General features: G+C 51.4%; 19 protein-coding genes. 8 read left to right on the top strand and 11 right to left on the bottom strand.

Annotated features, from left to right (window positions below; translation table 11 throughout):
• Nucleotides 1-46: 46 nt before the first annotated feature.
• The 3 genes from KFE80_08630 to KFE80_08620 form a co-directional block, all read right to left on the bottom strand.
• A complete protein-coding gene (locus tag KFE80_08630) occupies nt 47-2,719 on the bottom strand; it encodes a response regulator (protein ID UTW44459.1) in 2,673 nt (890 codons plus the stop codon).
• Nucleotides 2,716-3,702 (bottom strand): hypothetical protein, encoded by a 987-nt coding sequence (locus tag KFE80_08625; protein UTW44458.1) that lies wholly within the window; start codon nt 3,700-3,702, stop codon nt 2,716-2,718. Before KFE80_08625 ends, KFE80_08630 begins: the two co-directional genes overlap by 4 nt.
• Nucleotides 3,703-3,775: 73 nt before the next feature.
• Nucleotides 3,776-5,836, bottom strand: coding sequence for a TonB-dependent receptor (locus KFE80_08620; protein UTW44457.1), 2,061 nt, complete (start codon nt 5,834-5,836; stop codon nt 3,776-3,778).
• A gap of 130 nt (nt 5,837-5,966) precedes the next feature.
• On the opposite strand from KFE80_08620, the gene pdxH reads away from it, so the two are divergent.
• On the top strand, nt 5,967-6,602 hold the full coding sequence (gene pdxH, locus KFE80_08615) for a pyridoxamine 5'-phosphate oxidase (protein UTW44456.1): 636 nt from the start codon (nt 5,967-5,969) through the stop codon (nt 6,600-6,602).
• A 161-nt stretch (nt 6,603-6,763) separates the two neighbouring features.
• Here pdxH and recG read toward each other — a convergent pair whose 3' ends face one another.
• Together recG and KFE80_08605 are read right to left on the bottom strand one after the other, a co-directional pair.
• Nucleotides 6,764-8,848 carry an ATP-dependent DNA helicase RecG gene (recG, locus tag KFE80_08610; protein ID UTW44455.1) on the bottom strand — a complete coding sequence of 695 codons (2,085 nt, stop codon included), beginning with the start codon at nt 8,846-8,848 and terminating at the stop codon, nt 6,764-6,766.
• A 24-nt stretch (nt 8,849-8,872) separates the two neighbouring features.
• The gene (locus KFE80_08605; protein UTW44454.1) at nt 8,873-9,796 is read right to left on the bottom strand and encodes a LysR family transcriptional regulator; all 924 of its coding nucleotides are present in this window, start codon (nt 9,794-9,796) and stop codon (nt 8,873-8,875) included.
• A gap of 54 nt (nt 9,797-9,850) precedes the next feature.
• On the opposite strand from KFE80_08605, the gene KFE80_08600 reads away from it, so the two are divergent.
• From KFE80_08600 to KFE80_08585, 4 genes are read left to right on the top strand one after another with little or no spacing between them, the layout of a single operon-like run.
• Nucleotides 9,851-10,708 (top strand): SDR family oxidoreductase, encoded by an 858-nt coding sequence (locus KFE80_08600; protein ID UTW44453.1) that lies wholly within the window; start codon nt 9,851-9,853, stop codon nt 10,706-10,708.
• A complete protein-coding gene (locus KFE80_08595; GenBank protein ID UTW44452.1) occupies nt 10,708-10,938 on the top strand; it encodes a hypothetical protein in 231 nt (76 codons plus the stop codon). Before KFE80_08600 ends, KFE80_08595 begins: the two co-directional genes overlap by 1 nt.
• The gene (locus KFE80_08590; protein ID UTW44451.1) at nt 10,931-11,383 is read left to right on the top strand and encodes a GNAT family N-acetyltransferase; all 453 of its coding nucleotides are present in this window, start codon (nt 10,931-10,933) and stop codon (nt 11,381-11,383) included. Before KFE80_08595 ends, KFE80_08590 begins: the two co-directional genes overlap by 8 nt.
• Before the next feature lie 44 nt (nt 11,384-11,427).
• Nucleotides 11,428-11,985, top strand: a complete 558-nt coding sequence (locus KFE80_08585; GenBank protein ID UTW44450.1) for a DUF4136 domain-containing protein — start codon at nt 11,428-11,430, stop codon at nt 11,983-11,985.
• Nucleotides 11,986-11,999: 14 nt separating this feature from the next.
• On the opposite strand, the gene KFE80_08580 is transcribed toward KFE80_08585, so the two are convergent.
• Genes KFE80_08580 through rpoZ form a run of 3 tightly spaced genes read right to left on the bottom strand, consistent with a single transcriptional unit; the run spans nt 12,000 to nt 14,832 of the window.
• A complete protein-coding gene (locus KFE80_08580; GenBank protein ID UTW44449.1) occupies nt 12,000-12,383 on the bottom strand; it encodes a RidA family protein in 384 nt (127 codons plus the stop codon).
• Nucleotides 12,384-12,396: 13 nt separating this feature from the next.
• A complete protein-coding gene (locus KFE80_08575; GenBank protein ID UTW46681.1) occupies nt 12,397-14,511 on the bottom strand; it encodes a RelA/SpoT family protein in 2,115 nt (704 codons plus the stop codon).
• Between the two features lie 24 nt (nt 14,512-14,535).
• On the bottom strand, nt 14,536-14,832 hold the full coding sequence (gene rpoZ / locus KFE80_08570; GenBank protein ID UTW44448.1) for a DNA-directed RNA polymerase subunit omega: 297 nt from the start codon (nt 14,830-14,832) through the stop codon (nt 14,536-14,538).
• 251 nt (nt 14,833-15,083) lie between these two features.
• Between rpoZ and KFE80_08565 the strand changes: the two genes are divergently transcribed.
• Complete coding sequence (locus tag KFE80_08565; GenBank protein ID UTW44447.1) at nt 15,084-15,953, top strand: hypothetical protein; 870 nt, start codon at nt 15,084-15,086, stop codon at nt 15,951-15,953.
• A 6-nt stretch (nt 15,954-15,959) separates the two neighbouring features.
• On the opposite strand, the gene gmk is transcribed toward KFE80_08565, so the two are convergent.
• From gmk to KFE80_08550, 3 genes are all read right to left on the bottom strand, one after another.
• Nucleotides 15,960-16,586 (bottom strand): guanylate kinase, encoded by a 627-nt coding sequence (gmk, locus tag KFE80_08560; protein UTW44446.1) that lies wholly within the window; start codon nt 16,584-16,586, stop codon nt 15,960-15,962.
• 137 nt (nt 16,587-16,723) lie between these two features.
• Entirely contained in the window at nt 16,724-17,641 is a 918-nt protein-coding gene (locus KFE80_08555) for an MBL fold metallo-hydrolase (protein ID UTW44445.1), read from the bottom strand.
• Between the two features lie 86 nt (nt 17,642-17,727).
• Complete coding sequence (locus KFE80_08550; GenBank protein UTW44444.1) at nt 17,728-18,591, bottom strand: YicC family protein; 864 nt, start codon at nt 18,589-18,591, stop codon at nt 17,728-17,730.
• Nucleotides 18,592-18,990: 399 nt separating this feature from the next.
• Between KFE80_08550 and KFE80_08545 the strand changes: the two genes are divergently transcribed.
• Both KFE80_08545 and KFE80_08540 read left to right on the top strand, forming a co-directional pair.
• Complete coding sequence (locus KFE80_08545; protein ID UTW44443.1) at nt 18,991-22,110, top strand: TonB-dependent receptor; 3,120 nt, start codon at nt 18,991-18,993, stop codon at nt 22,108-22,110.
• A 58-nt stretch (nt 22,111-22,168) separates the two neighbouring features.
• Nucleotides 22,169-24,181: a S9 family peptidase gene (locus tag KFE80_08540; protein ID UTW44442.1), complete on the top strand. Its 2,013-nt coding sequence runs from the start codon at nt 22,169-22,171 to the stop codon at nt 24,179-24,181.
• Nucleotides 24,182-24,212: the final 31 nt, after the last annotated feature.

Raw genomic sequence — 24,212 nt, 5'->3', positions numbered from 1 at the left:
TTGTTTTTGGGGTATGGCGACGTAGGCGTTGTAAATACAGTGGTGGTCAGGAGGGTATGTTGGCGCCTGTATTGGAATACAACCCAGCTTCCAGTCTTTCGCATTCCTGCTGCACTTCTTCCAGTGCCGCCATTGCTTGGGAATGACGTTTGTTTTTAATGGCCTTGTGCAAACTGGCCACTTTAACTTCCAATTCCGGCAGTTTGAAAATACCGGCGATGCCTTTTAGTTGGTGAACCGGGTCTCTGGCATCTTCCAGACGCTCTTCGGCAAAAGCAGTGGCTGTGGTATCTACCAGGTTGCGAACCTCTTCAAGAAACTCTTCTACGGGGATTTCATCCCCCAGTTTTTTGTGGAAGACGGGCATATTGGCGGCGTCTGGCTTGCAGTGGTGCAAGATATGCCGCAGCAATTGTTCTTCGTCTACGGGCTTGAACAACAGTTCGGTAATACCCGCTTCTTTTAAGGCCAGCTTTTCTTGCTGTAGGACATCGGCGGTAATGGTAATGATGGGTACGTCTTTGTTGTCACTGCCGCCTTTGCGAATGGAGCGCACGGTTTCAATGCCGCTTTTTTCTGGCATATGGATGTCCACCAGCATGATGTCAAATTGCTCCTTACTGCATGCGGCTACAGCCTCAATGCCATTACAGGCAGTGACACAATAGGCGCCCTCTCTGGACAGCAGGGTTTTCAAGAACTCCCGGGTGAAGCGATTGTCTTCGGCGATCAATATGTTGAGGCTGCTTAGCAGTTTTTGGCCGACAGTGGTTGTGGTGATGTCCTCCGGGCGGCGCTCAAGCAACTGCTTTAGGGTGCTGTGTAAAGAGTGCTGGGTGGCTGGCTTGTCCAATACTTTGAGCAGGTAATCTGGGTTCAGTTGGCAGTAGTCTCTCCGGCAAGATTCTGGTTCCGAGGAGAGAATCAGCAGTGGCACAGAGGTGACCCGGCGAATTCGATCCAGGTATTGAAAGTTAATTTTGCAATCTACCCCGCTTGGCAAATTCACCACCAGTGCATCCAGTGCCAGGCCGTCGAGTGCTTTCAAGGAGTCAATGGTGACCAGTTCTGCAATAAAGCGGCACAGGCTGTGGCTGACTGCTTGCTGTGACAGGTGATTTTGATCCAGCAAACCAATGCGGGCATTCAGGTTTAATGGCGCGGTTTCCACCGCGGTGGTGGGTAGCACCAGATCCAGATGGAAAACCGTACCCATGCCCTCGATACTACTCAGCTGTATGGTGCCACCCATCAAGTCCAGTAAGCTTTTTACAATGGACAGCCCCAGACCGGTGCCACCATAGCGCCGTGTGATCGATGTATCCCCTTGGGAGAACGCGTGAAACAGGCTGTCGACGCTGTCTTCCGGAATGCCGATACCGGTATCACTGATTTCGATGGATAAGTGGGTGTACTCATCATCTTGTGGGGTGGCGCTGACCGCTGCGCGAACGTAACCGCTATTGGTAAATTTGACCGCGTTGGTAATCAGGTTAATGATAATTTGCGATACTCGAAAATGGTCACCGACGACCATGCCCGGGACTTCAGGGGATATGTCGAGAATCAGTTCGAGCTTTTTATCTCTGGCGGAAAGCGCTTGTTGGCGTACGGATTGCTCAAGGGTTTCGATCAGGTTAAACGGCTCGGTTTCCAATTCGATGGCATTTGCCTGTAGGCGACTGATGGCCAGAATATCGTCGATTAAGTTGAGTAGTTGGCTGGACGATTGAGTGATGATGGTGCAGTAGTCTCGCTCTGCGTCACCGATTTCGTCGGCGTCATGAAGTAGCCGGGTAAAGCCCTGAATGGCGGTAATTGGCGTGCGTAACTCATGGCTCATACGCGCCAGAAAGTCGCTTTTCGCCTGAGCCGCTGCTTCGGCGCTCTCCCTGGCTTGTTGCAGCTCTGCGTTTCGTTCGCGCAAATCCTCTAATGCTTGTTCCAGCTTTGCGGTTGCCTGGCGCACTTTGCCTTCCAGGTTGCTGCGTCCTTCCGCCACGGATTTTGCCAGCAGATTAATACCCTGAGCCAATTGGGCCAGCTCTCGTGTTGATACCGCCTTGGCACGGGCGTCGAGATTGCCGGACTCCATGTCTTTTACGGTATCGGTAAGTTGGGAAATGGGTTTGACAATGCCGCGGCCAAGAAACAGCGCGAGTAAAACAGCGATGGCCAACCCCAAAGCGCCCAGGCCAATCCCGGTCAGAACAATCACTTGTTGTTGCTGGTTTATTTCGGTGGTATCAAAGCCGGCAATAACCCAGCCCACCAAACGGGGTTCGGAGTCTGAGTCTTCGCTGTAATCACTGACTTCCAGCTCAGTGAGGTAAACCGGTTGTTGCAAATAGAGCAGCTGATCGTCTTGCAGTTTGCCTAAAAAGCGCATTCTCATCAGCTGTGATGGCACCTCAAAGCCTTGAGAGGTGGCAAGCGGAATGCGCTGGGCGTTTAAAAAAGACACACCGGCGAGGTCGGGAAAGCGGTGGTTATTCACTGCTGCGGCAAGGTTCTCCCGGTTGCCTGCAAACAGTTCCAACTCGGCACTGGTTCCTAAATATCGAGTACTGATACTACTGGCCTGTTCAAATTGTTTCTGGGAATCCTGGTGCCGTGCCTGCACCAAATAGGTCGTGAGTACTCCGGAAATCAAAACCAATGGCAGCACCGCTGCAAGGGTAAAGCGTAGGCCAATGGTGATGTTGTCTAAGGACTTCATGGCGTTCCCCCTTCAGGGCTCGACTGCACCATATACTGGCGCACAGCCTGCTCCAGGTTGCGATCACCGGGTAGTTTGATTCGCAGTGAACGAGCTACATGGGGGTTGCTTTTGATGGTAAAAAATTCGGGATAACCAGGGGGTGGCAGGCGGGTGTCTTGGCTGCTGAGCCATTGGTTGATGACCTTGCTGGCGTCTTCGCCAATATTGTCCGGTGTGGAGTAAATAGCGGCCAGCGCGCCGGCGTTTACATAGCTGCCGGAATACGCAATCACAGGTATGCGTTGGCGAATGCTGAGGTGCAAAAGGGTGCGAGCGACGGTTTTATTGAGCTCCGCTTTGTCCGGGTTTACCAGGAAAATTTGACTACTGGCAACAACGCTACTCAGGGATTTCAGGTGGCTTTTGCTGTCGGTCAGCTCCGTATGGAGAAGCGCAAATTGATACTCTTGGGAAAGTTGTTCGATTGCGGGTAATAACTGCGTGGATTGTGGCCCCACCGCAGTACCCAGTTTTTTGGCTTTTGGGGTGATAATTTTCATCAGCGCAAAATAGCGCTGCATGGGTTGATCAAAGAATATGGCGGAGCGACTTCCTGTGGCCTTTTCGGTGTGTTTAGCAATCAGGCTGAGATAAGTGCTGCGTGGTAAGAATGTGCAGAGCAACCCGTTGCTGGGTGTTTTTTTCAGTGCTTGTTCGCAAGCGCTAGAGCCGACGGCAACCACAAGACTGTTACCATTTTGTGGCCAGTCTTTTTGTTCGGCAATGCCGATAGTAATGCTGGTGTTTGGATGTGCTTTTTTGACCGCGCTTTCAATGTGTGCGGCGGTTTTTTGGTAATAACTTTTGTTGGCGGACAGCACCAAGTCAATGCTGCTTGAACTGTCAGCAATTGCGTAAGAAGCGCACAAAAAAGATATCAGCAAAAACCAGAGTGGTTTGCTGTAACGCGTGGCATCCCGATTATTGTTTTGTCTATCCATGATCCCTGAGCGCTTTTAAAAGCTGCGCGCAGTATAACCCGGTGGTGTCCATATAGGTATCCGTTCCAACTGTTTACTCTATGTGTAACTTAAGTTCTAAAAAGTAACGTGAATGAAAGCGGTTATTTTGGTTGAAATCTGGGTAACTACCGCCACCAATATTTTGTGCCACCAGCGCCACTTCTCCATCAATGCTGCCTAGGCGTAGCTGATAGCTCAGCTGTGCGTCCCAGCGGGTAAAGGAACTGTGGTGTTCTCCACCGCCGCGCCACTGAACATCATCCTGAAAATACAGGCTGGTACTGGCGGTTAGCTTGTCACTGAGTTGGCGCCCAAACAGCAAGCTGGCGGTATGGGTGGGGTTGGTATTTTCCAGAGGTACATCGAAGGGTGTGGGAGCGCCGTTCAAGTCTGTGTAAGCGTATTGCAGTGCCAGCAGGGTGGTAGCATTTGGCTGGTACTTAAACTGCAGCTCAATACCTTTGCGGTCGCTGAAGAAAATATTGTCGATGACCGCAATGTCGTCGTCATCTGATAGCGGACTGGTTGTAATCAGTTCACGTCGTTGTTCCAGGCCGTCACGAATTTTTTCTACATAGAGGCGCACATCAAGAGACAGCCCTTTTTCAGGATAACTGGCAATATAGCCAATGTCATAACTAGTGAGTTTTTCTTCTCGGAGATTCTCTCCGGCACGGCGAATGGCTATTAGTAGCTGGTTGCTGACAATGTCCACATTAAATTCATTGGCTTCCAGTAACGACGGAGAACGATTACCTTTGGCCACGGTAAAACGCAAGCTGTGGTTATTGTCGATCATGTAGTTGATACCCAAACGCGGTGAGGCGATGGTTTGCACGATGTCATTGTGTTCAATCATGGCACCAGCGTTAACAATCCAACGCTGTGATGGTTGCCACTCCAGATTTCCAAACAGGCGATAGCTGTTCTGAGAGACCTGTTCGATCGGTTCCAGCAATGCTTCTGCGTCAATCATTTCGTGGCGCATTCCTGCACCCCAGGCTACTCGCAGTTTTTGGTCAATGTCGAGTTTATGGCTTAATTCAATGTCGTAGCGTTCTGATTCCACTTTGCGAAAACCACCTACTAGCAGGCCATCCTCAATACCAAAATTATTCAAAATGGCAATAGCAGTTGGTATGTCTGGTGCCAGGCCACCGGCCACAGCCAGCTCTGAAAGGCGACCAATCTCTTGACTGTTATCACCTTGCAAACGGTTGTGGTAAAGATGTATTTGCAGTTCGTCGTTGCCGTCCAGAAGGCGTTGCCATTTGATGGACTGAAAGCTTTGGTTGAAATCAGCGGTGGCAAATGCATTCAGGTCGTCTGCATCGCCAAAACCGGTGCCGTTATTGCTATGGCCAATGTGAAACTCCACGCTATCTATGGTGCTGGCGTTATATGTAGCGCGTAACTCACTGTGGCGTAGGTTTTGGCCATCATCATCTGGCCCCCTGGCTTGGTCGGTAAAGCCGTCGTTTTCTTGAAAGCCAAAAGACCAGCGATAATTGAATTTGCCTAAAGAGCCATTGAATCGTGCTGAACTCTCCCGAGTGCCCTCAGAGCCATATGTGCTGCGCAGAGTGATGCCGCTGTCTTGCAACGGATCTCGGGTGATAATGTTAATAGCACCGGCAAACGCGTTGGAGCCATCGCTGGGGGCGTTGGTGCCGCGAATAACTTCAATACGTTCAATATCATCCAGCTCGATGGCCAGTGAATTCCAGTTAACCGCAGAAAATAAAGGGTCGTATACTGAGCGGCCATCTACCCTTACTTCCATATGATTGGGCAATTCGCGTCCAATTCCGTGGTAGCTGATACCAAAGCGGTTGCCATTAATGGAGTAGGCCTGCATGCCCGGAACCAGGCGAAACAGATCGGTCCAGTCCTGGGCCCCAGAAAGTTCGATCATTTGTCGATCAATGACTGTCGCGCTGGCCGGTGCCCGTGTCAGGAGTTGGTCAATACGGCTGATGCCGGAAACAATGGGCAGGTCGGTGTAGAAGTCCTTTTCAGTAATGACCGCTGCTTCGCGATCCTCGCCGATAGCTGTGTGACTGGATAAACAAACCACCAAAAGAAATGCAGGGGATTTTAAGGGATGCAACATAATATTATTAGTCTCGTATTGAGTACATCCCTGAACAGGTTCCTACTGGCATTCTAACCTGCGGTAGCTTTATTACAAACAAACGCTAAACTCGTGGCTGTAAGTAAAGACAATATGCAGAGATCGATCTATGGCACTTGAAAGTGAACGCCGCGAATACCAATTTGGCCGGCTGACTCGTGACAGTTTGGCCGACTGCCCTTTTGAACAGTTTGAACGCTGGATGCAACAAGCTCTGCAGTCGGATATCAAAGACCCAACGGCCATGAGTGTGGCTACGGTTGGCAGTAACGGCCGCCCTTGGCAGCGGATGGTGTTACTCAAGGAATTCGATCCCAAGGGTTTTGTGTTTTACACCAATCTGGGCAGCCGGAAAGCCAAAGAAATACAGAGTAATGCCCAGGTGAGTTTGCACTTCCCCTGGTTGCGCTTGGATCGCCAGGTCATTGTTGGTGGGCGCGCTGAGCCACTGTCAAAAACCGATGTGTTGAGTTACTTTCTCAAACGCCCTCGTGAGAGCCAGCTTGGGGCCTGGGCTTCGCGGCAAAGCTCGCGAATCAGCTCACGGCAATTGCTCGAAGGCGAGTTTCAGCGCCTCAAAGACAAGTTTGCGAAAGGGCAGGTGCCGCTACCAGATTTTTGGGGCGGTTTTCGCGTGGTCCCTGATGCTATTGAGTTTTGGCAGGGGGGAGATCGGCGTTTGCACGACCGCTTTTACTACCAGCTCGAAAATGGAGAGTGGGGCATTGAGCGCTTGGCACCGTAAGTACGCAGCCACGAGCTACGGGCAACGAGTAGCCCCAGCGTAAGTGTCATTCTGAGCGTAGCGAAGGGTCTCGATGTTGCAGGCAGTTGTGAGATTTACCGCTGTACTTAAAGGATTTCTGCCGATCTGCTCGCCGCCCGAAGCCCGCTGCTCGTAGCCTTTTAAACCTGCCCATAACGCTCAGCCCCTGGCAGCCAGCGGGCAATTAATGGGGCGATAAGCTCTGGATGCTCGTTGAGCAATTGCTTGGCGCTGTGCCGTACCTCGGCGATAAGGTGGCTGTCCCGCTGTAGGTCGGCGATGCGCATGGTGATGTCGCCGGTTTGGCGGGTGCCAAGTACTTCGCCGGGGCCGCGCAGTTCCAGATCTTTTTCGGCAATGCGAAAACCGTCGTTGGTCTCGCGCATGATTTTCAGGCGCTCCACGCCATTGTTGGACAGTGGGCTGCCGTACAGCAACACGCAGTAACTGGCGGCAGTACCGCGGCCTACACGGCCCCTCAATTGATGCAGTTGGGCGAGGCCCAGTCGCTCCGGGTTTTCAATCACCATCAAGCTGGCATTGGCAACATCCACGCCCACTTCGATCACCGTGGTGGCCACCAGCAGGTCGATATCACCGGCTTTAAACGCGGCCATGACCTGTTCCTTTTCTCTCGCTTTGAGGCGCCCGTGGATCAGGCCGATGGCCAGCTCCGGTAACAGCAGTTGCAGTTCGTCGGCGGTGGCTTCCGCAGCCTGTGCTTCCAGTACCTCGGACTCTTCAACAAGGGTACACACCCAGTAAGCCTGGCGCTTTTCGCCACAGGCCTGTCGTACTCTCTGAATTACCTGATCGCGACGGCTGTTGGCGATAGCGACGGTCTCCACCGGTGTGCGCCCGGGGGGTAACTCGTCGATCACCGAGCAGTCCAGGTCGGCGTAGGCGCTCATGGCGAGAGTGCGGGGAATTGGTGTGGCGGTCATCACCAGCTGGTGGGGCTGTTGTCCGGCCGCTTTTTCTTTGAGCGCCAGGCGCTGATGGACGCCAAAGCGGTGTTGTTCATCAATGATGACTAACCCCAGATTGTGGAAGTTTACGTCGTCCTGAAACAAGGCGTGAGTGCCTACGGCCACTGCAGCGCTGCCGTCAGCAATGGCGGCTAACTGCGCCTCCCTGCCTTTGCCTTTGAGTTTTCCGGTTAGCCAGGCAGTGCGAATACTCAGGGGCTGCAGCCAGTTTTCAAAGCTGGAGCGGTGCTGTTCCGCCAGTATTTCGGTGGGCGCCATAATCGCGACCTGCTTGCCGCTGCCCACCGCTGCCAGTGCTGCCAGTGCCGCCACCACGGTTTTGCCGGAACCCACATCCCCCTGCACCAGGCGCAGCATAGGCTGGGGCTTGGCCATATCGGCGGCGATCTCTTCAGAGACTTTTTGTTGCGCTCCGGTGAGAACAAAGCCCAGCTGCTGCAAGAATTGTTGTTTGAGCTTTGGTGGTGTACTCAACGGTGATGCCCCACTGCTTTGTATCCGTTGGCGCAGTTGCAGCAAGCTCAGGTGGTGGGTTAACAGCTCCTCAAACGCCAAACGTTGCTGTGCTGGGTGGCTCCCCACTGTCAGCTTGTCCAATGGCGCATCTGCTGGTGGCTGGTGAAGATAGCGCAATGCATCGGTTAGGCTGATGGTGCTTTGGCTGCCGAATTGATTGGGCATCAGCTCCGGCAAATTGTGCTCAGTGGCCAGCGCCAACGCCTGATTAGCCAGTGAACGCATACGTTGTTGAGTCAGCCCTTCTGTAGCGGGGTACACCGCAGTGAGGTGGGCTTCCAAGGGAGACGGAGTTTGTTGGCTGAGTAGTTGGTATTCAGGGTGATACATTTCCAGCCCGGAGCTGCCTCGGCGTACTTCGCCAAAGCAGCGGATACGCTGGCCATTGGCCAGGTTGTTACGTTGAGCGGCCGAAAAGTGGAAAAAACGCAGGGTCAAGGTGCCGGTGTTGTCCTGTATGCGGCACACCAGGCTGCGACGTTTGCCAAACACAATGTCGGTGCCTTTTATTTCCCCCTCCACCACCACGTCGCTAAACGGCTGTAGACCCCCTATAGGTGAAATACGGGTGCGGTCGGTATAGCGTAAGGGCAAGTGAAACAGCACATCCTGCACGGTGCGGATATTGAGCTTATAGAGCTTGTCCGCAAACGCCTGGCCGACGCCGTGCAGTACCGTAACCGGTGACTTATCCAGTGGCTTGGAGAGCTTGATTGCCATAACCTGTTATCGTCTCAACAGGTCTTAGGCCATGGTGACATTGGGCGGCGCACTTTTCTGGATGGCGTTGCGCAGTGCATCAATGGCTTTGTGGCGCGGAAAGCTGGCGCGCCAGGCCAGTGCCGCGGTACGGGAAGGACAGGCGCCCTTAAACGGGCGTGTAATCAATGTGCCCGCGTAGGATGGGCTGCCCAGTGCTGCAGACATGGGCAATACGCTGACACCGAGCCCGGTCGCTACCATATGGCGCAGGGTTTCCAGAGAACTGCCTTCGGTGTGGGTACGTATATTGGACTCCCCTTTGGATGGCTTGCCGAGGTTGGGCATGGCTTCCAGAACTTGATCCCGAAAACAGTGGCCTTCGCCGAGGAGCAGTACATTTTCCCCTTCCAGATCTTTAGGGCTCACAGACTCTTTCTCAGCCAGCGGGTGGTTGGCGGGCAATAACGCCACAAACGATTCGCTGTACAAAGGTTGGGTTAGCACGTCTGGCTCGGTAAAAGGCAGTGCCACAATAATCACATCCAATTCACCGTTGCGCAGTCGCTTGCGCAGAGTGGCGGTGTAACCTTCTTCCACCACCAGCGGCATCTGTGGGGAGAGTTCCTGTAGCTTGGGAATAAAATGCGGGTAAAGGTAAGGGCCGATGGTAAAGATGGCACCCACATTCAAAGGCGTATTGAGTTGATCTCGTCCGGCAGTGGCGATATCACTGATCGCCGCGGTCTGCTCTAAAACCCGCTGTGCCTGGGCTACCACTTTTTCTCCGGTGGGTGTGGTGCGCACACTGTTTTTGGAGCGTTCAAACAGCTCTACCTCCAACTCCTGTTCCAGTTTTTTGACGGCGATACTCAGGGTGGGTTGGCTGACGTGGCAACGATCAGCGGCGCGGCCAAAATGGCTTTCCTGGGCCAGTGTTACGATGTAGCGCAATTCTGTTAAGGTCATGGGCTTTCTCGATGGGCTTGGATGAGAATTAACAATAGCTAAAGAGTATTACATTTGAGTAAACAATTGAAATTATTGTTGTTGGGTTGCGGCGATATTGCCAGCCGATTGGCCGCCAAATTGCCGGAACAACACTATACAGTTACCGGTGTGCGGCGCACACTGCCAGCGCAAAGGCCTTTCACGATGTTGTCTGCAGATGCCACCCACTTGGATGATATGCGCGATTTGTTGGCGCTCGGCTTTGATGCCGTGGTGATCACCATGACCCCGAGTGTGCGCAGCGAGCAAGGCTACAGGGCCAGCTACCTAAAATGCGTGGAAACCTTTTTACAGGCGGCTGCCGTGTCTGGTAGCCGGCCTATGGTAATTTTTGTGTCCAGTACCAGTGTCTATGGCCAAAACAGTGGTCAGTGGGTGGACGAGACCGCTGCCACCGAGCCCGGCAGTTACTCAGGGCAAGTGTTGTTAGCGGCGGAGCAGCGCCTGCAAAATAGCGATCTGCCTAATTGCATTGTCCGTTTTTCCGGCATCTATGGGCCGGGCCGCCAGTCGCAACTGCGCGCAGCTCGCACCGGCAAACCACTTACCAGCCCTTGTGGTTGGACCAATCGTATTCACAGTGAGGATTGCGCGGGTGTGCTGGTGCACCTGTTGGAAAAGCACCGCTGTGGTGATAGGTTGTCGCCCCTTTACACGGCTAGCGATTGCCAGCCGGTAAAGCAGTGGCAGTTGCGGAATTTTTTGAACGAGCAATTGGGCGAGCCCGGTTTGCCGGCACCGACAACCAGTGATGCTGTAACCGGCAAGCGTTGCAGCAACCGGCAACTGTTAAACAGTGGCTATCAGTTTTTGCACACCGGCTACCGCAGTGGTTACCGGGAGCTTATTGAACAATTTGAGGAAAGTTAATGTCTGGACAAGGTTCCGGCGGCAATGTCATCGCCGCCCTGTGTAATGTGTTTATTCCCGGTTTGGGGCAATTGATTCAGGGGCGTCTCGGCGCTGCTATTTTGTTTTTTCTGTTCATAACAGCAGGATACGCCTGCTGGTTTTTGGTAATTCCGGCGATTATTGCTGGCATCTTGCACCTGTGGTGCATTATCAGTGCTGCCCGTTTTAAGCCGGAAGAAAATGACTAGAATCCGTGAAGCCACTGAGGCTGATCGCGATAGCTTGGTAGCATTCAACTGCGCTATGGCGCTGGAAACAGAAGATAAAGTCCTGCCCCGCGACACAGTGGCAGCGGGCGTTGCCAACCTGTTGCAGCGCCCGGAACTGGGTTTTTATCTGGTAGCCGAAGAGAGTGGCGAGGTCGTAGCTTCGTTGATGATTACTGGCGAATGGAGTGATTGGCGCAACGGCCTGTTCTGGTGGATACAGAGTGTTTATGTACGCCCGGAATATCGCCGCCGGGGTATATACCGCCAGCTGTACCAGGAGGTGGAGCGTTTGGCGCAAGAGCGTGGCGATGTGTGCGGTTTTCGGCTGTACGTGGAGCGGGATAATCTTCGTGCCCAGCAAACCTATCGGGCACTTGGCATGGAAGAAACGGTCTACCAGATGTATGAGCAGGCGGCTTCCTAGCGCCTATACTTTAAAAACGCTTAAATGGGTTTTTTTGCCTGATTATGACCGTATTTTCCCGATTGTTTTGTGCTCTGACACTTTTGCTCCTGACCGCCTGTGGCCAGACGCCAGTCAATCAAGTGCAAGGCTCTCTTGAGCGCCTATCTGGCTTTGACAGTTACCGCTGGGGGTGGCCACCTCTGGCGAGTACCGGGCGCCATGATGCGGATTTGTTGTTGCAAGATCGTATCTTGCGAGAAGCCGTTGCCTGGCAGATGAGCAGCCTGAATATCCAGCGTCAGCCCTACGATCAGTCAGCTCAGTTAACTCTGGACTACAAAATTTTGTTCAGTCCAGAGCAGTACGCAGACCTTGTTCAACCTGAGGGCGGTTGGGTATGGAAGCGTGACAGTGAGGGCAAGTTGCAACGCAATCGAGTAGACCCCGACGCCAAGGTGACCCTGGACAGAGCTACCTTGCAGTTAAGTGTTTATAACAGCGATAAAAGCCAGGTGCTGTGGGAGGCGGAAACCAGTGAGTTGGTAGGCCATGACCACCCACCCCAGGAGATGGTCAAAGCCATTGAAAAAATGGTGGCGCGTTTATTCAAACAGCGTTAAAGCCTGTTAGCTGCTTAAACCACCAAAATTCCGTCCATTTCCACCAGCGCCCCCTTGGGCAGTTCCTTGACGCCAATTGCAGCCCGTGCAGGGTAGGGTTCTTGGATATGGCGGCCCATGGCTTCGTTCACAGCCGCAAAGTGGCTGAGGTCGGTGAGGAAGATATTCAGTTTCACCAGAGATTGCAGACTACCACCAGAGGCTTCACACACTGCTGCCAGGTTTTTAAACACCTGCTCGACTTGGGCGTCAAAACCCCCGTCTACCATTTCCATGGTTTCGGGTACCAGCGGAATCTGCCCGGACAGGTATACGGTGTTGTTCACTTTAACCGCTTGCGAGTAGGTGCCAATAGCTGCCGGGGCATTGTCGGTGTGGATGATGGCTCTGTTGGGCATGATGGTTTCCCCTTTAATTTTTCATTCTGGTGACGCGCCGCACAGCGTGTAGGCTGCGGATACGGCGTAAAATATTGGCCAGGTGCAAGCGGCCGCGGACCCCTAGGACCAGTTTAACAGTGCTGACCTGAACACTTTGTTCATGGATAGTAATTTGGTCGATGGTGGCGTCTTGTTCTGTAATGCGAGCTGCCAGGGTGGCAACAATGCCCCGTTCGGTGGTGACTTCAACATGGCACTCTACCGGGAATTCCCCTTGTACATCCTTCGACCAACTCACCGGCATGCTCTGTTCCGGGTTGCCACGAATGCCGGCTAAGTTACGGCAGGACTCCCGGTGAATCACCATGCCACGCCCAGAGCTGAGGTGACCAACGATAGGGTCGCCAGGGATCGGGCGGCAGCAGCGAGCGTAACTAATCAGCATGGCCTCGCTGGTATCCAGCAGAATCGGGGCTCCGGAGTTGGCTAATTCCGGTTTGCGCTTTGAGGGTGGCAACATCAAATTGGCGACCGCAAACGCCATGCGTTCCCCAAGGCCGATCTGTTGCAATATGAATTCGAATGACGGTGCTTCTGTGGTTTTCAATAGGCGCTTTACCCAGGATTTTCGGATTTCCGGGTAGCTGCTGCCAAAGTTTTCCAGGGCCCGATCCAGCAGTTTTTTGCCCAGGGTGACGGACTCCTGGTGCTCTTGTTTCTTGAGAAAGTGGCGTACCGCACTGCGGGCTTTGGCGGTAACCACAAAGTTGAGCCAAGTGGGGTTGGGTTGTGCGGACTTGGCAGTGATCACCCGCACTTTTTGGCCACTGTTCAAAGGGTGGGAAAGAGACGACAGATGGCCGTCTACTTCGCAGGCAATGCAACGGTTACCCACATCGGTGTGTACAGCGTAGGCAAAGTCTACGGGTGTAGCGCCACTGGGCAGCTCGATAATTTTGCCTTTGGGGGTAAATACGTAAATTTCGTCCGGGAACAGGTCAGTCTTAACGTGTTCGATAAATTCCATCGGGTTGCCAGCGGTTTGCTGCAACTCCAGCAGCCCTTGCACCCAGCGGCTGGCTCGTGAATGGTTGCTGAGTGGGGTTTCATCATCGTTCGATTTATACAGCCAGTGAGCAGCAATGCCGTAGTTGGCCATGGTATCCATGTCGCGGGTGCGAATCTGTACTTCAATGGGCACTCCGTGCCTGCCTATCAGTACCGTGTGTAGAGATTGATAGCCATTGGCTTTGGGAATCGCCACATAGTCTTTGAATTCTCCGGGTACCGGCTTGAACAAGTTATGAATCAAACCTAAAGTGCGGTAGCAATTATCTACGCTGTCGACCACGATGCGGAAGGCGAATACGTCCATAATCTCTTTGAACGATTTCTTTTTCTGCACCATTTTCTGGTAGATGCTCCACAGGTGCTTCTCCCGGCCACTGACTTCGCAGTCGATGTTTTCACGTTCCAATTCCAGTTCAATGGTTTGTTGGATTTCGGTCAACAGTTCGGTGCGGTTGCCACGGGCGGCTTTGCGAGCTTCGCGCATGCGTTTGCTGCGCAGCGGATGCAGAGCATTGAAACCGAGTTCTTCGAATTCCACCCGGATATCGTTCATACCCAGGCGCTGTGCGATGGGTGCATATATTTCCAGGGTTTCCCGGGCAATGCGGCGCTTCTTTTTTGGGTTTAGCACATCCAGAGTGCGCATGTTGTGCAGGCGGTCTGCCAGCTTCACCAACACCACACGAATATCCTTGGCCATGGCCAGGGTCATCTTTTGAAAGTTTTCCGCCTGCTGTTCGGCTTTGGAAGAGAATTCAATTTCGGTGAGTTTGCTGACACCGTCTACCAACTCAGCGACGGTTTTGCCAAAACGGCGACTGATCTGCCCTTTGGTGGCGCTGGTATCTTCAATGACATCGTGAAGCAGGGAAGCCATCAGACTTTCGTGGTCCATATGCATATCCGCGAGGATATGGGCCACGGCCACAGGGTGGGTGATGTAGGGTTCGCCGCTCTGCCGATACTGGCCTTGATGGCACTGCTCGGCAAAGCGATAGGCGCGAACTACTTTTTTTACCTGGCTGGTTTCCAGGTAGGAGGAGAGTTTGCTGCTGAGCGGGTCTATAAGCGACAACGCTTCACTCTCCATAGATAAACTCTAGATGTCGCCAACAGGGGGCGCAGCGGTTTCCACTTCCTGGGCGATATCCTGTGCCAGTGTATCCAGAGCCAGCAGGTCATCTTCGCTGGTATCTTCTTGGGCCAGGATGTCTGAGGTCACGATTCCCTGTTCGATTTCACGCAGTGCCACCACTGTGGGCTTGTCGTTTTCCCAGGCGACTTCCGGTTCTTTGCCACCAACAGAAATCTGGCGTGCGCGTTTGGCGCCAACCAGTACCAGTTCAAAACGGTTGTCTACGTGATCCAGACAATCTTCTACAGTAATACGTGCCATAACTTGTTTCCGTCAAAAATTCATGTCCTGCCAGGTTTTCGGGGGCAGAACGGGCAATTGTATAAAATTTCACCGCTTGGACTCAATCACCAGATGTGCTTTTTTCAACAGACTCTGGAAGTAGCACTGAGTATCGGTTGCTACCCTGGCCAGCCTGATACTATGCCTTGGGCTGCTGCGGAACCCAGCAAAATTTCAGATGCCCTATGAAAGGGTAATACGCAAGAGAATTCCCCATGAACAAAAAGTCTATGAGCAAAACGATATATCTTGTGAATGGTGCAGAGGCGTACTTTCGCGGCAAGTTTGCTACAGCGGCACTTAAACTGGGTATCCCCCATGACTACATTGACCTCAAAGAATGTGTCTTCTTTACAGATGGCAAAGAGACCTATCTATATCGAAATAATCAGAGAATCGACCCTTCAGATGGCTACTTCTTTATTCGAAAAAAGTCGGAAGACAGTTATTACTGTTACTTGCTGGCGGAGTTTTTGACTCAGCACCAGGCCCCTTTTTCGGACCCTTGCAATCGTTTGCATACGGAGCCAGACATTAAGTTTTCCCAGTTGTTACGGCTGACAAAGCAGGGAATACCTTTTCCTCAGTCCTATATTTGCAGGCCATACTCCTTTGACCTACACCGGGACATGATTATGAATCAGCTGGGCTTCCCCTTGGTGGTAAAGCGTGCTGGCGCCAGGGGTGATGCAGTATGGCTAATTCGCACGGAAGCAGAGCTCAACACTAAGCTGGCAGAAGCGCCATTTGATGTGCATATCCTGCAACAGTTTATTGCCAATGAGGGGGATATTCGCGTTATTGTTTTTGAAAGCCAGGTGATTGGTGCGATGACCCGCAGCTCTGCAGATGGTTTTGCCAACACATCCTACGATGCGGTGTTGGAGCACACCCAGCTTTCCGATCAAGAACGACAGCTGGCGCTGCTGGCCAGCAGCAAGGCGGGCATCGATTTCGCCGGGGTGGATATTGTCCAAACCGATGATGGTTTGAAGGTGTGGGAAATCAATAAAACCCCGCAATTGGAACGGTTTGTCTCGGCCACGGGCATCCCGGCGTTGGAGCAGGTGCTGGGGTATATAAAAGATAAGTATTTGTGATCGCGGTTATAGGGTGTTTTGACACAGCCTCTCCAACATCGCCTGGTGGCGTGCCTGTTGCTGGCCCAGTTGTAGGCGCTGACACTCGATAATGGCCTGTAGTTGCCCAAGCGCAGTATTAAAATCGTCGTTAATAACTAGGTAATCCGCTTCCGGGTAGTGGGACATTTCGCTGTCGGCTTCTGCCATGCGCTTTTCAATCACGCTGTCATCATCCTGGCCGCGACCCGTGAGCCGCTGGCGCAGTGCCTCGCGGGAAGGGGGCAGGATAAAAATACCCACCGTGCCCGGTATCAGTCGACGTACTTGTTCAGCGCCTTGCCAATCGATTTCCAGAATGACATCGGTACCCGTTGCCAGCGTGTCTTCCACCCACTGTTGGGAGGTGCCGTAGTAGTTGCCAAATACTTGGGCGTGTTCCAGAAAGTCGCTCTGGCCCAACATGGTGGTAAAGGTGTCGGTGCTGACAAAGTGATAGTTCACGCCGTCCTGCTCCCCTGGGCGCATGGCGCGGGTGGTGTGGCTGATGGAAACTTGCAATTGGTCACAGCGTTCCAAGAGTGCCGCTACCAGGCTGGTTTTGCCGGCGCCAGAGGGTGCAGAAATGGTATACAGAGTGCCGCGTAGGGACATGAATGGATTTCCTGGCTGTCAGTCGGTGGTAGGAATTGAGGGCAATATAATCGACGCGCTCATCATATCAAAGTGCCCTGTTCTGTTTTTCAGAGCAGGGCACAAACAACAACCAGTCGTGTGGTGAAAACGTTGGTTTATAACCCACGCCATACCGCGCCGATAAAGCGCACGGTGGATAGGAAACCATCGCCCCATTCTTCTTCCATGTCTTGCAGCGGGTTTTCAGCCAGCCAGCCTTTCAGGGTTTTATTCTGCGCTTTGGCGGCCTTTACTCTCTGAGCCACCGCGTTGAGCATGTTCAGGTAGTGTTGCAAATCGGCTTTGCTGGCGACAGGGCCGTGGCCGGGAACGATCTGGGTATTATTGTCGCTTAGGGCAAGCATTTTTTGAGCAGCGCTAATGACTCCGTCAATGTTGCCGCCAGAGCTGTCGTCAATCAGTGGCCAGATGCCATTAAAAAACAGATCACCGCTGTGGATCACATTAGAGGTGGGCCAGAACACAAAAGAATCACCATCTGTATGTGCGGGGTCTACGGCAAAAACCTGCACCTTTTCGCCGTTGAAGTGGACGATGGTCGGTGCGCTATCGGAGCCACTGGTGTAGGTAATAACTGGCAGTGCATCTTCCGGAGCAGGCCCGGTGGTGCGGTCGAGGCCAGGTATGTACTGCCCTGCGGCCATGCGTTTGCGCACGTTTTCGTGGGCGATTACCACCGCGTGGTGGTTGTGTTTGGGGGTGTGCAGGCCATCGTTGTTGCCCACGTGGTCAAAATGCCAATGGGTGTTGACCACAAAACGCACCGGTTGGTCAGATACTGATTTGACCGCGTTGAGCATTCTGTCACGGGAGTGGGCAGCCCCGGTATCTGCGACAAACAGGCCATCGCTGCCGCTGAACAGAGTGATGTTGCCTCCCCCGGCTTTGAGTACGGTGATGTGGTCGGTAATTTGTTCAATTTTCGCCGGTTTACGGGCTTCAGCGACCAGTGATACAGCAGCTAGTGATACGGTGAGCAAGACACTCAAAGCGGCAGTGCGTTTTATCATCATTGCGTCCTCTTAACGTTGTTGGCGATAGGAGGACAGTATTACTTCGTATTCGTTCAGTATCAGTAACACCTGGTGGGTATCACGGGTCATTCAATATTTTGAATCTGCTCGCGCATCTGCTCAATCAGAACCTTCAATTCTACAGCGGAATTGGTGGTGTCGGTGGCGGTGGATTTTGATGATAGAGTGTTGGCTTCTCGGTTGAGCTCCTGCATCAAAAAGTCCAAGCGTCGCCCGACTTGCCCCGAACGGGTAAGAATATGGCGGATTTCTCCCAGGTGAGCTTCCAGGCGATCCAGCTCTTCATCCACATCGGCCTTTTGGGCTAAGTGCACTAGCTCTTGCTCAATCCGGTCGTTGTCCAGCTCCCCTTTCAGTTCCCCCAGGCGATTGAGAATTTTCTCCCGTTGAGCGGCCATCAACTCCGGAAGGCGAGTGCGCACAGTGCTCACTTCTTCGCCAATGCTGTTTAAACGCTGCTCCACCATGGCTTTTAGCTTTTCGCCTTCACGCTCTCGCACGTTACCTAGCTGTTCCAGAGCTTGACCAAACAATTCTTTGACGGCTTGTTTTAACTGCTCGGCATCCACTTCCGGTTCTCGAAGTACGCCGGGGTGGCACAGCACGTCGAGGGGAGATACTTGAGCGGGGTTGCCCATCAAGGCGCCGATCTGTTGGCTGGCATCTATATAACGCTTGGCCAGATCCAGGTTGAGATCCACCGATTGATTGTTATTTTCCAGTTGTAGCTGCAAGTAGCAGCCCACCTTACCCCTGTGCAGCTGCTTTCGGGCCTGTTCTCGAAGCGCCATCTCCAACTCGCGAACCGTCTCTGGCAAACGTATATCGAGTTCCAAGTGACGGTGGTTAACGGAGCGAATCTCCCAAGTGATGTTGCCCCAATCGTATTGGGCGGACTGGCGGGCAAAGGCGGTCATACTGCGGGGCATAAGAGTCTCAAAAAATAATGGTTATAAAGGTTGTATGTTAGCCGGGCCGGTTACTGGGTGCCAGTAGGGTAGGCGGTGTCAGTACTTGATCAATTTTCTTGTTTCCAAATGTAGGGGGAATTGTTATGTGCTATCAAAAAAACAGTATCAATCCGTATTCCTCCAACCGTTGATTCTTTGTGGATTTTGCCGGGAAAAATCGCTGTAGCCCTTGTCTGGCAAGGCTTTCAGGATTATGTATTTTTTGCATAACAGGTTGCGCATTCCGAATTTGACAGCTTGCGCCCCCGGAACCCTAAGATGGTAGAAACAAAGAAAGCCTATGTTGCGAACATCAGGGTGGTTGGTTTGCCTTTTTTGCAACGCAGCTTGCCAATATAAGTGATAGGGGGAATGGTTGTGAAAAACAAACTGGCTTACCAAGTACTGCCGATTACATTGTTTGCTTTGGATGGCATGTCGACGTTTGCCTATGGGCAGGAGGACAGCGCCAAAGAAGGTGCGAACAAGCGGGAAATTCAGGAGGAAGTGGTGGTTACTGGCACGCGGAGCTCGATTGCCAATTCCATTCTCAGTAAAAAAGATGCTGCCTCCATATCAGATTCGCTGTCTGCGGATGATGCCGGTCGCTTTCCGGATAACAACATCGCCGAAGCCCTGGCTCGTATTCCAGGTGTTTCTTTCCAGCGAGATAACGATACCAGTGACGGTGAATTCATTTCTATTCGTGGTTTGGATACATCGTTTAACACAGTTTTGAATGATGGACTGCGCCTGGGAACGGCAGATGAGTTTCGCCGCACACCGCTGAACGTTGTTAGCGGCGACGGAGTCAGCAATATCGTGGTGACGAAAGCACCTTTGCCAGAACACGCTTCAGAAGGCATTGGCGGTATCGTCGATATCCGTACTCGCGGCGCTCTTGAGCGCAGAGAAGGTGGCAGCATCAGCCTGGAGAATATCAATAACAGCTTTGCGGAAGATAACGGTTATCGTTACTCCGCCAACTTTGCCAAGCACTTTACCGAAGATTTTGGTTTTAATCTGTCGGCGTCATTCCGTCGGCGTTTTAGTGACAATTTGCAGATTAACCCGTCTACAACCGTGCCGGAAGTGCTGTTTCCGCAGACCTTTACAGCAGCGGATGGCTCAACAGTCGTTCTGGATGATGCCGATACCATTGAAGATGCATTAGAGCTAGTACCGACAGATTTTATTGACATTGAGAACTTTACTACCGAGCAAGTTGACTATGAAGCAGCAGATATTGAGCGAGATAACATCAACGTATCGGGTAGTTTTCAATGGAATGTCACTGATACTACCACGCTAACCCTCGGTGGCCGCTACAGTGAAACGGAAAGTGATGAAATTATTTCCAATATTGAATTCGATGTGGATAACGATGATTTCGACACAGTGGACGGTGTTGTAAGAAGAACTTTTGACGATCCCGAAATCACCTTCGAAGGTCAGATTGAAGATGAGTTTGAAAGTCAGTCATCAATTTTTCTGCGCGGTGAAACAGTGCTCGAAAAATGGACGTTCAATTATATTGCAGGTTCTTCCAGGGCATTCAGAGAAAACCCTATCCTATCGATCGATTTTACCAATGATTTTGATGATGTCCCGGGAGGCACTAACGATAACGCAGTAGCTTTTGCGCCTTTTAATTTGGACGCTAGCCCCTTTGTTGCACCGGTTCCGGGTGCTCAGGACGTGTTTACCAGGGCCCTTGATCCGTTTTGCTTGGATGATGACGGTGAAGCCTGTGGTGAAATCAATGACTTCGATGAAGAATTGCAAGATTCTGAGGAAAATAAACGCTTTTCACTTAAATTTGATGCTGAGCGTTCCTTTGATGACGACGGTGTATTGCAGAGTATTAAATTTGGCGTGCAGTACGAACGCTCCGAATTCACAGACTTGGTAATTACTTTATCTAATACAGATGACTTATTGAGCGAAACTGGTGAATACCTAGGAACAGTTGATACCTTTCCAGACAATAATGCTGTGGCAGGAGACTTAGGTGTCTTTACTCGCGATATTCGCACTTTTGGCCCCATTGATAACCCATTCGCAAATATCGGATTTAACGGTATTCCAGTATTTGATGGTGATGGCCTGCGCAATATACGCAACAACTTCCGTAATGGTTTTTTTGCATCTGGTGATGATCCTCAGAATGTTGAACTCACCGAAGCGGTTGAAAAATTTTACTCTGCTTATGTGCAAGCCAAGCTCAAATTTGGCGACTGGGATATTGTCGGCGGGTTCCGCATGGAACAATATCAGGCAGATTTGTCAGCTCCGGCAGATTTTACGGCCGGTGTATTTTTTGAAGAAACGCCCGGTAATGGCGATTCTGTAAATTTGACCCCGCCGGACTTGGAGCAAAATTTAACAGATACAGATAATTTTGAGTTCTTACCGCGAATAGCAGCGACCTATAATATTGCCGATAATCTGTTGTTCCGCGCGTCATACACCACTTCTATTGCACGGCCGACATTTGATCTCCTCGCTGCCTCCATCGAGGGTGACTTTGACGTTGATTTAAACGATGGTGTTGCAGCTGCTACGGCCACTTTGGCAGATGTTGACCAAGTTGAAGCAGATTTTGAGTTGGGCAACCCAGATTTGAAAAATGCTTATTCACAAAATTTTGACTTATCGCTGGAGTATTACATTGATGCTCAAAATGCTATAACCGCTGCTGTTTTTTACAAAAAAATTGATGATTTTATCTTCAGTAATTTTGCTACCGATACTAATTTCAATGCCGGCGGAAATTTTGATCCGGCTGAGCTGCTAAATAATGTTCCTTTTACTGGAGAAGGTGCCGCCTTAATTGATCAACTTGGTGGCTTTGACGCGTTACTAAGTTCTCCAAATGCGACAGTGAATATCATCCAATCTCAAAATGGTGGTAAAGCAGATGTCTTCGGTCTAGAACTTGGCTTTTATCATACATTTAGTTACTTGCCGGGTTGGTTGCAAAATGCAGGAGTTATTGCCAACTTTACTTTCCAAGAAAGCTCCACAGATATTAACTTAGGGTCTCTGGGTGATCCGGATCTTGCTGTAGATGATCCTGAGCAAAATATTTTAGTGCAACTTGGTCTGGCCGATATAGGGGATCCATTAATTCAGGAGTTCTCATTCTTTAATTCTCCTGAAGAAGTAGCCAATGTGGCACTGTTCTACGACAGTTCCGATTTCGAAGCGGCTCTCAGCTACCGCTATTCCGGTATACAGCTGGAAGAAATCGAAGCGTTTGGTATCAGCCAGTATCAGCAAGAAAGGGGTTTTCTGGATTTTACCGCCGAGTACAAACTGCGCAATCTGGATTTCGGCCCACTGAATCGTCTCACTTTTTACTTTCGAGCCAGCGATCTGACTGACAGCGGGCGTAAGTTTTCAGTAAACGAAACTCGTGGCCGTTCCGACCGCTTTAGTGACCTTGCCACTTACAATGGCCGGACTTTCCGATTCGGAATACGCGCGCGCTTTTAACTTCCTTTAAAGACGTGCTCCACTCGGAGCACGTCTTTGCATTTTAAGAGGTAACCCTATGCGTTATTTGTTCTTGGCAGCAGCGTGCTTGCTGACAGGTTTTTCTGCGGCTGCGGATCGAGAAAAGTCAGTAGTCACCGCAGTAGATATGGTTTCATTGCCATTGATATCAAACGTCAGCTTGGCCCCTAATGGTCGTTACGTGGTTTACACCCTTCGTGAGACAGATTGGGGCAAAAATCGCCACGTTGATAGCTATATTTTACACAACATAGAATCGGGAGAATCTCGAGAAATTCTCAAACCTGAGCGTAAGGGTGAACGATTTTCTACGGTCAATTGGTCGCCGGATAGCAAGCATTTTTTATTGCTTCGTGAGCAGGATTCAAAAAAGGAAGGTGTCGCTGATCAGCAGGCGTATCTTTACAATGTACGTAGGAACACTACTAGAAAGTTGACTCGTCACGAACTGTCTGTGCAGAACCCACTATGGGTAGCGGACGGCTCGGGTTTTTATTTTCGCAGTAACCAAAAAAAAACCAAGGTGGCTAATAAAAAGTACGCTACCGCCATCGAGGCTTACGATAACCCCACAAGTAGAGAGCTGTGGTTCTTTAGCGTTTCTGGAGGTAAGTCCGCACAGATAATCAGCGGTTCTTATACCGTAGGCGATTTTAATGTGGCCTCTGACAATGGCGATGTTCTGTACGCTCGTGCTCCCTCACGTCTCTCTGATGATCAGCAACAACGGGAGCTCTATCTCTTCTCGCCCGCCAGCAATCAAAGTCAACGTCTGACCAATAATAGCTACAGAGAGTCCAATGCCAAACTGTCTCCGAACGGGCAGTCTTTCGCTTACATCGCCACGGTAAACGACAGCGGTGAGCACTATTATCAAGACAACTTGTTTGTGCAGAAAGTTGGTGCGAAAAAAGCGCAATTAATTTTCCCTGAAGAAAATATAGAAGTGATGGATTATCACTGGACCAAAGATGGGAAAGCTGTGTTTGTGCTGGGTAATAGTGGCCTGCGCAACCAGCTGTATCGCTACGATCTTGGTAAGCAAAAATTAACCCAGATCACCCGCGGAGACCATGAGCTGGGCGCATGGAGCTTTAGTCCGCAGACAGGCACTCATGTTTTTAGATTGGAAAATTCGCTCAACCCTGGTGAATTGCATCGCCTTACCGCCGATGGTGAGCTGACTCAAATTACTCATGTGTACAAAGACTTTAACCAGAACAAACTGTTGGGCCACCAGGAAGCGTTTACCTGGAAGGGCGCTGACGGCAAAACCGTAGAGGGTTTACTGGTATACCCGGTGAACTACCAGCAGGGCGAGCGCTTTCCGTTGGTGACCATTACCCACGGTGGGCCTAGATCATCTTCGCAGTTTGGTTCTTGGAATGTGTCCCGCTCAATACCGGTTTTTTCCGGGCAAGGCTACGGGGTATTTTTGCCCAATCACAGAGGTGGCACTGGTTATGGTGATGAGTTTATGCGCGATATGGTGGGCGCTTATTTTCGCAATGCGGATAAAGATGTGATGTTAGGGATTGACGCATTGATTGATGCGGGCTTGGCAGATTCAAACAAACTGCTGAAACACGGTTGGAGTGCCGGGGGGCATATGGTCAACTGGCTGATTACCCAAACTGATCGGTTTAAAGCGGCGTCGTCTGGTGCCGGTGCTGCGGACTGGGATTCCATGTACGGTGAGAGTGATGTGCGCCATTCACGAACCTTTAATTTTGGCGGCTCTCCCTGGCAGAAAGATGCCCCTCTGGATGTGTATCGTCAGCAGTCACCAATGTATCAGGCCTACAAAGCTACTACGCCAACCCTGTTCTGGGCTGGTGAAAAAGATGTGCGAGTTCCGCCAACCCAGAGCATTTTGATGTATCGAGCGGTAAAAGCAGCGGGGGTTGATACTCATTTGTATATTGCTGATGGAGAGCCCCATAACTTTGGTAAGCCGCGCAACCAGCTTTTTAAAATTAACACTGAGCTTGGTTGGTACGGTCAATATATTGGCCAGCCATACCAGCCAACGTTTCCCGACGAAAAATAATGGACGACTGGTACCACCACAAGGTTTCCAT

This window comes from bacterium SCSIO 12696 (assembly GCA_024397955.1).
Classification (GTDB): domain Bacteria; phylum Pseudomonadota; class Gammaproteobacteria; order Pseudomonadales; family Porticoccaceae; genus SCSIO-12696.
Note: the sequence above shows the minus strand (reverse complement) of the source record. Positions and strands in the feature narration are given on the sequence as shown.

What these genes read in the sequence shown, in the direction of transcription:
- KFE80_08620 (UTW44457.1), bottom strand. Translation starts at nt 5,836, where the DNA reads ATGTTGCATCCCTTAAAATCCCCTGCATTTCTTTTGGTGGTTTGTTTA.
- recG (UTW44455.1), bottom strand. Translation starts at nt 8,848, where the DNA reads ATGGCAATCAAGCTCTCCAAGCCACTGGATAAGTCACCGGTTACGGTA.
- KFE80_08605 (UTW44454.1), bottom strand. Translation starts at nt 9,796, where the DNA reads ATGACCTTAACAGAATTGCGCTACATCGTAACACTGGCCCAGGAAAGC.
- gmk (UTW44446.1), bottom strand. Translation starts at nt 16,586, where the DNA reads ATGTCCCTACGCGGCACTCTGTATACCATTTCTGCACCCTCTGGCGCC.
- KFE80_08590 (UTW44451.1), top strand. Translation starts at nt 10,931, where the DNA reads ATGACTAGAATCCGTGAAGCCACTGAGGCTGATCGCGATAGCTTGGTA.
- KFE80_08540 (UTW44442.1), top strand. Translation starts at nt 22,169, where the DNA reads ATGCGTTATTTGTTCTTGGCAGCAGCGTGCTTGCTGACAGGTTTTTCT.
- KFE80_08630 (UTW44459.1), bottom strand. Translation starts at nt 2,719, where the DNA reads ATGAAGTCCTTAGACAACATCACCATTGGCCTACGCTTTACCCTTGCA.
- KFE80_08625 (UTW44458.1), bottom strand. Translation starts at nt 3,702, where the DNA reads ATGGATAGACAAAACAATAATCGGGATGCCACGCGTTACAGCAAACCA.
- rpoZ (UTW44448.1), bottom strand. Translation starts at nt 14,832, where the DNA reads ATGGCACGTATTACTGTAGAAGATTGTCTGGATCACGTAGACAACCGT.
- pdxH (UTW44456.1), top strand. Translation starts at nt 5,967, where the DNA reads ATGGCACTTGAAAGTGAACGCCGCGAATACCAATTTGGCCGGCTGACT.
- KFE80_08555 (UTW44445.1), bottom strand. Translation starts at nt 17,641, where the DNA reads ATGATGATAAAACGCACTGCCGCTTTGAGTGTCTTGCTCACCGTATCA.
- KFE80_08580 (UTW44449.1), bottom strand. Translation starts at nt 12,383, where the DNA reads ATGCCCAACAGAGCCATCATCCACACCGACAATGCCCCGGCAGCTATT.
- KFE80_08550 (UTW44444.1), bottom strand. Translation starts at nt 18,591, where the DNA reads ATGCCCCGCAGTATGACCGCCTTTGCCCGCCAGTCCGCCCAATACGAT.
- KFE80_08585 (UTW44450.1), top strand. Translation starts at nt 11,428, where the DNA reads ATGACCGTATTTTCCCGATTGTTTTGTGCTCTGACACTTTTGCTCCTG.
- KFE80_08565 (UTW44447.1), top strand. Translation starts at nt 15,084, where the DNA reads ATGAGCAAAACGATATATCTTGTGAATGGTGCAGAGGCGTACTTTCGC.
- KFE80_08595 (UTW44452.1), top strand. Translation starts at nt 10,708, where the DNA reads ATGTCTGGACAAGGTTCCGGCGGCAATGTCATCGCCGCCCTGTGTAAT.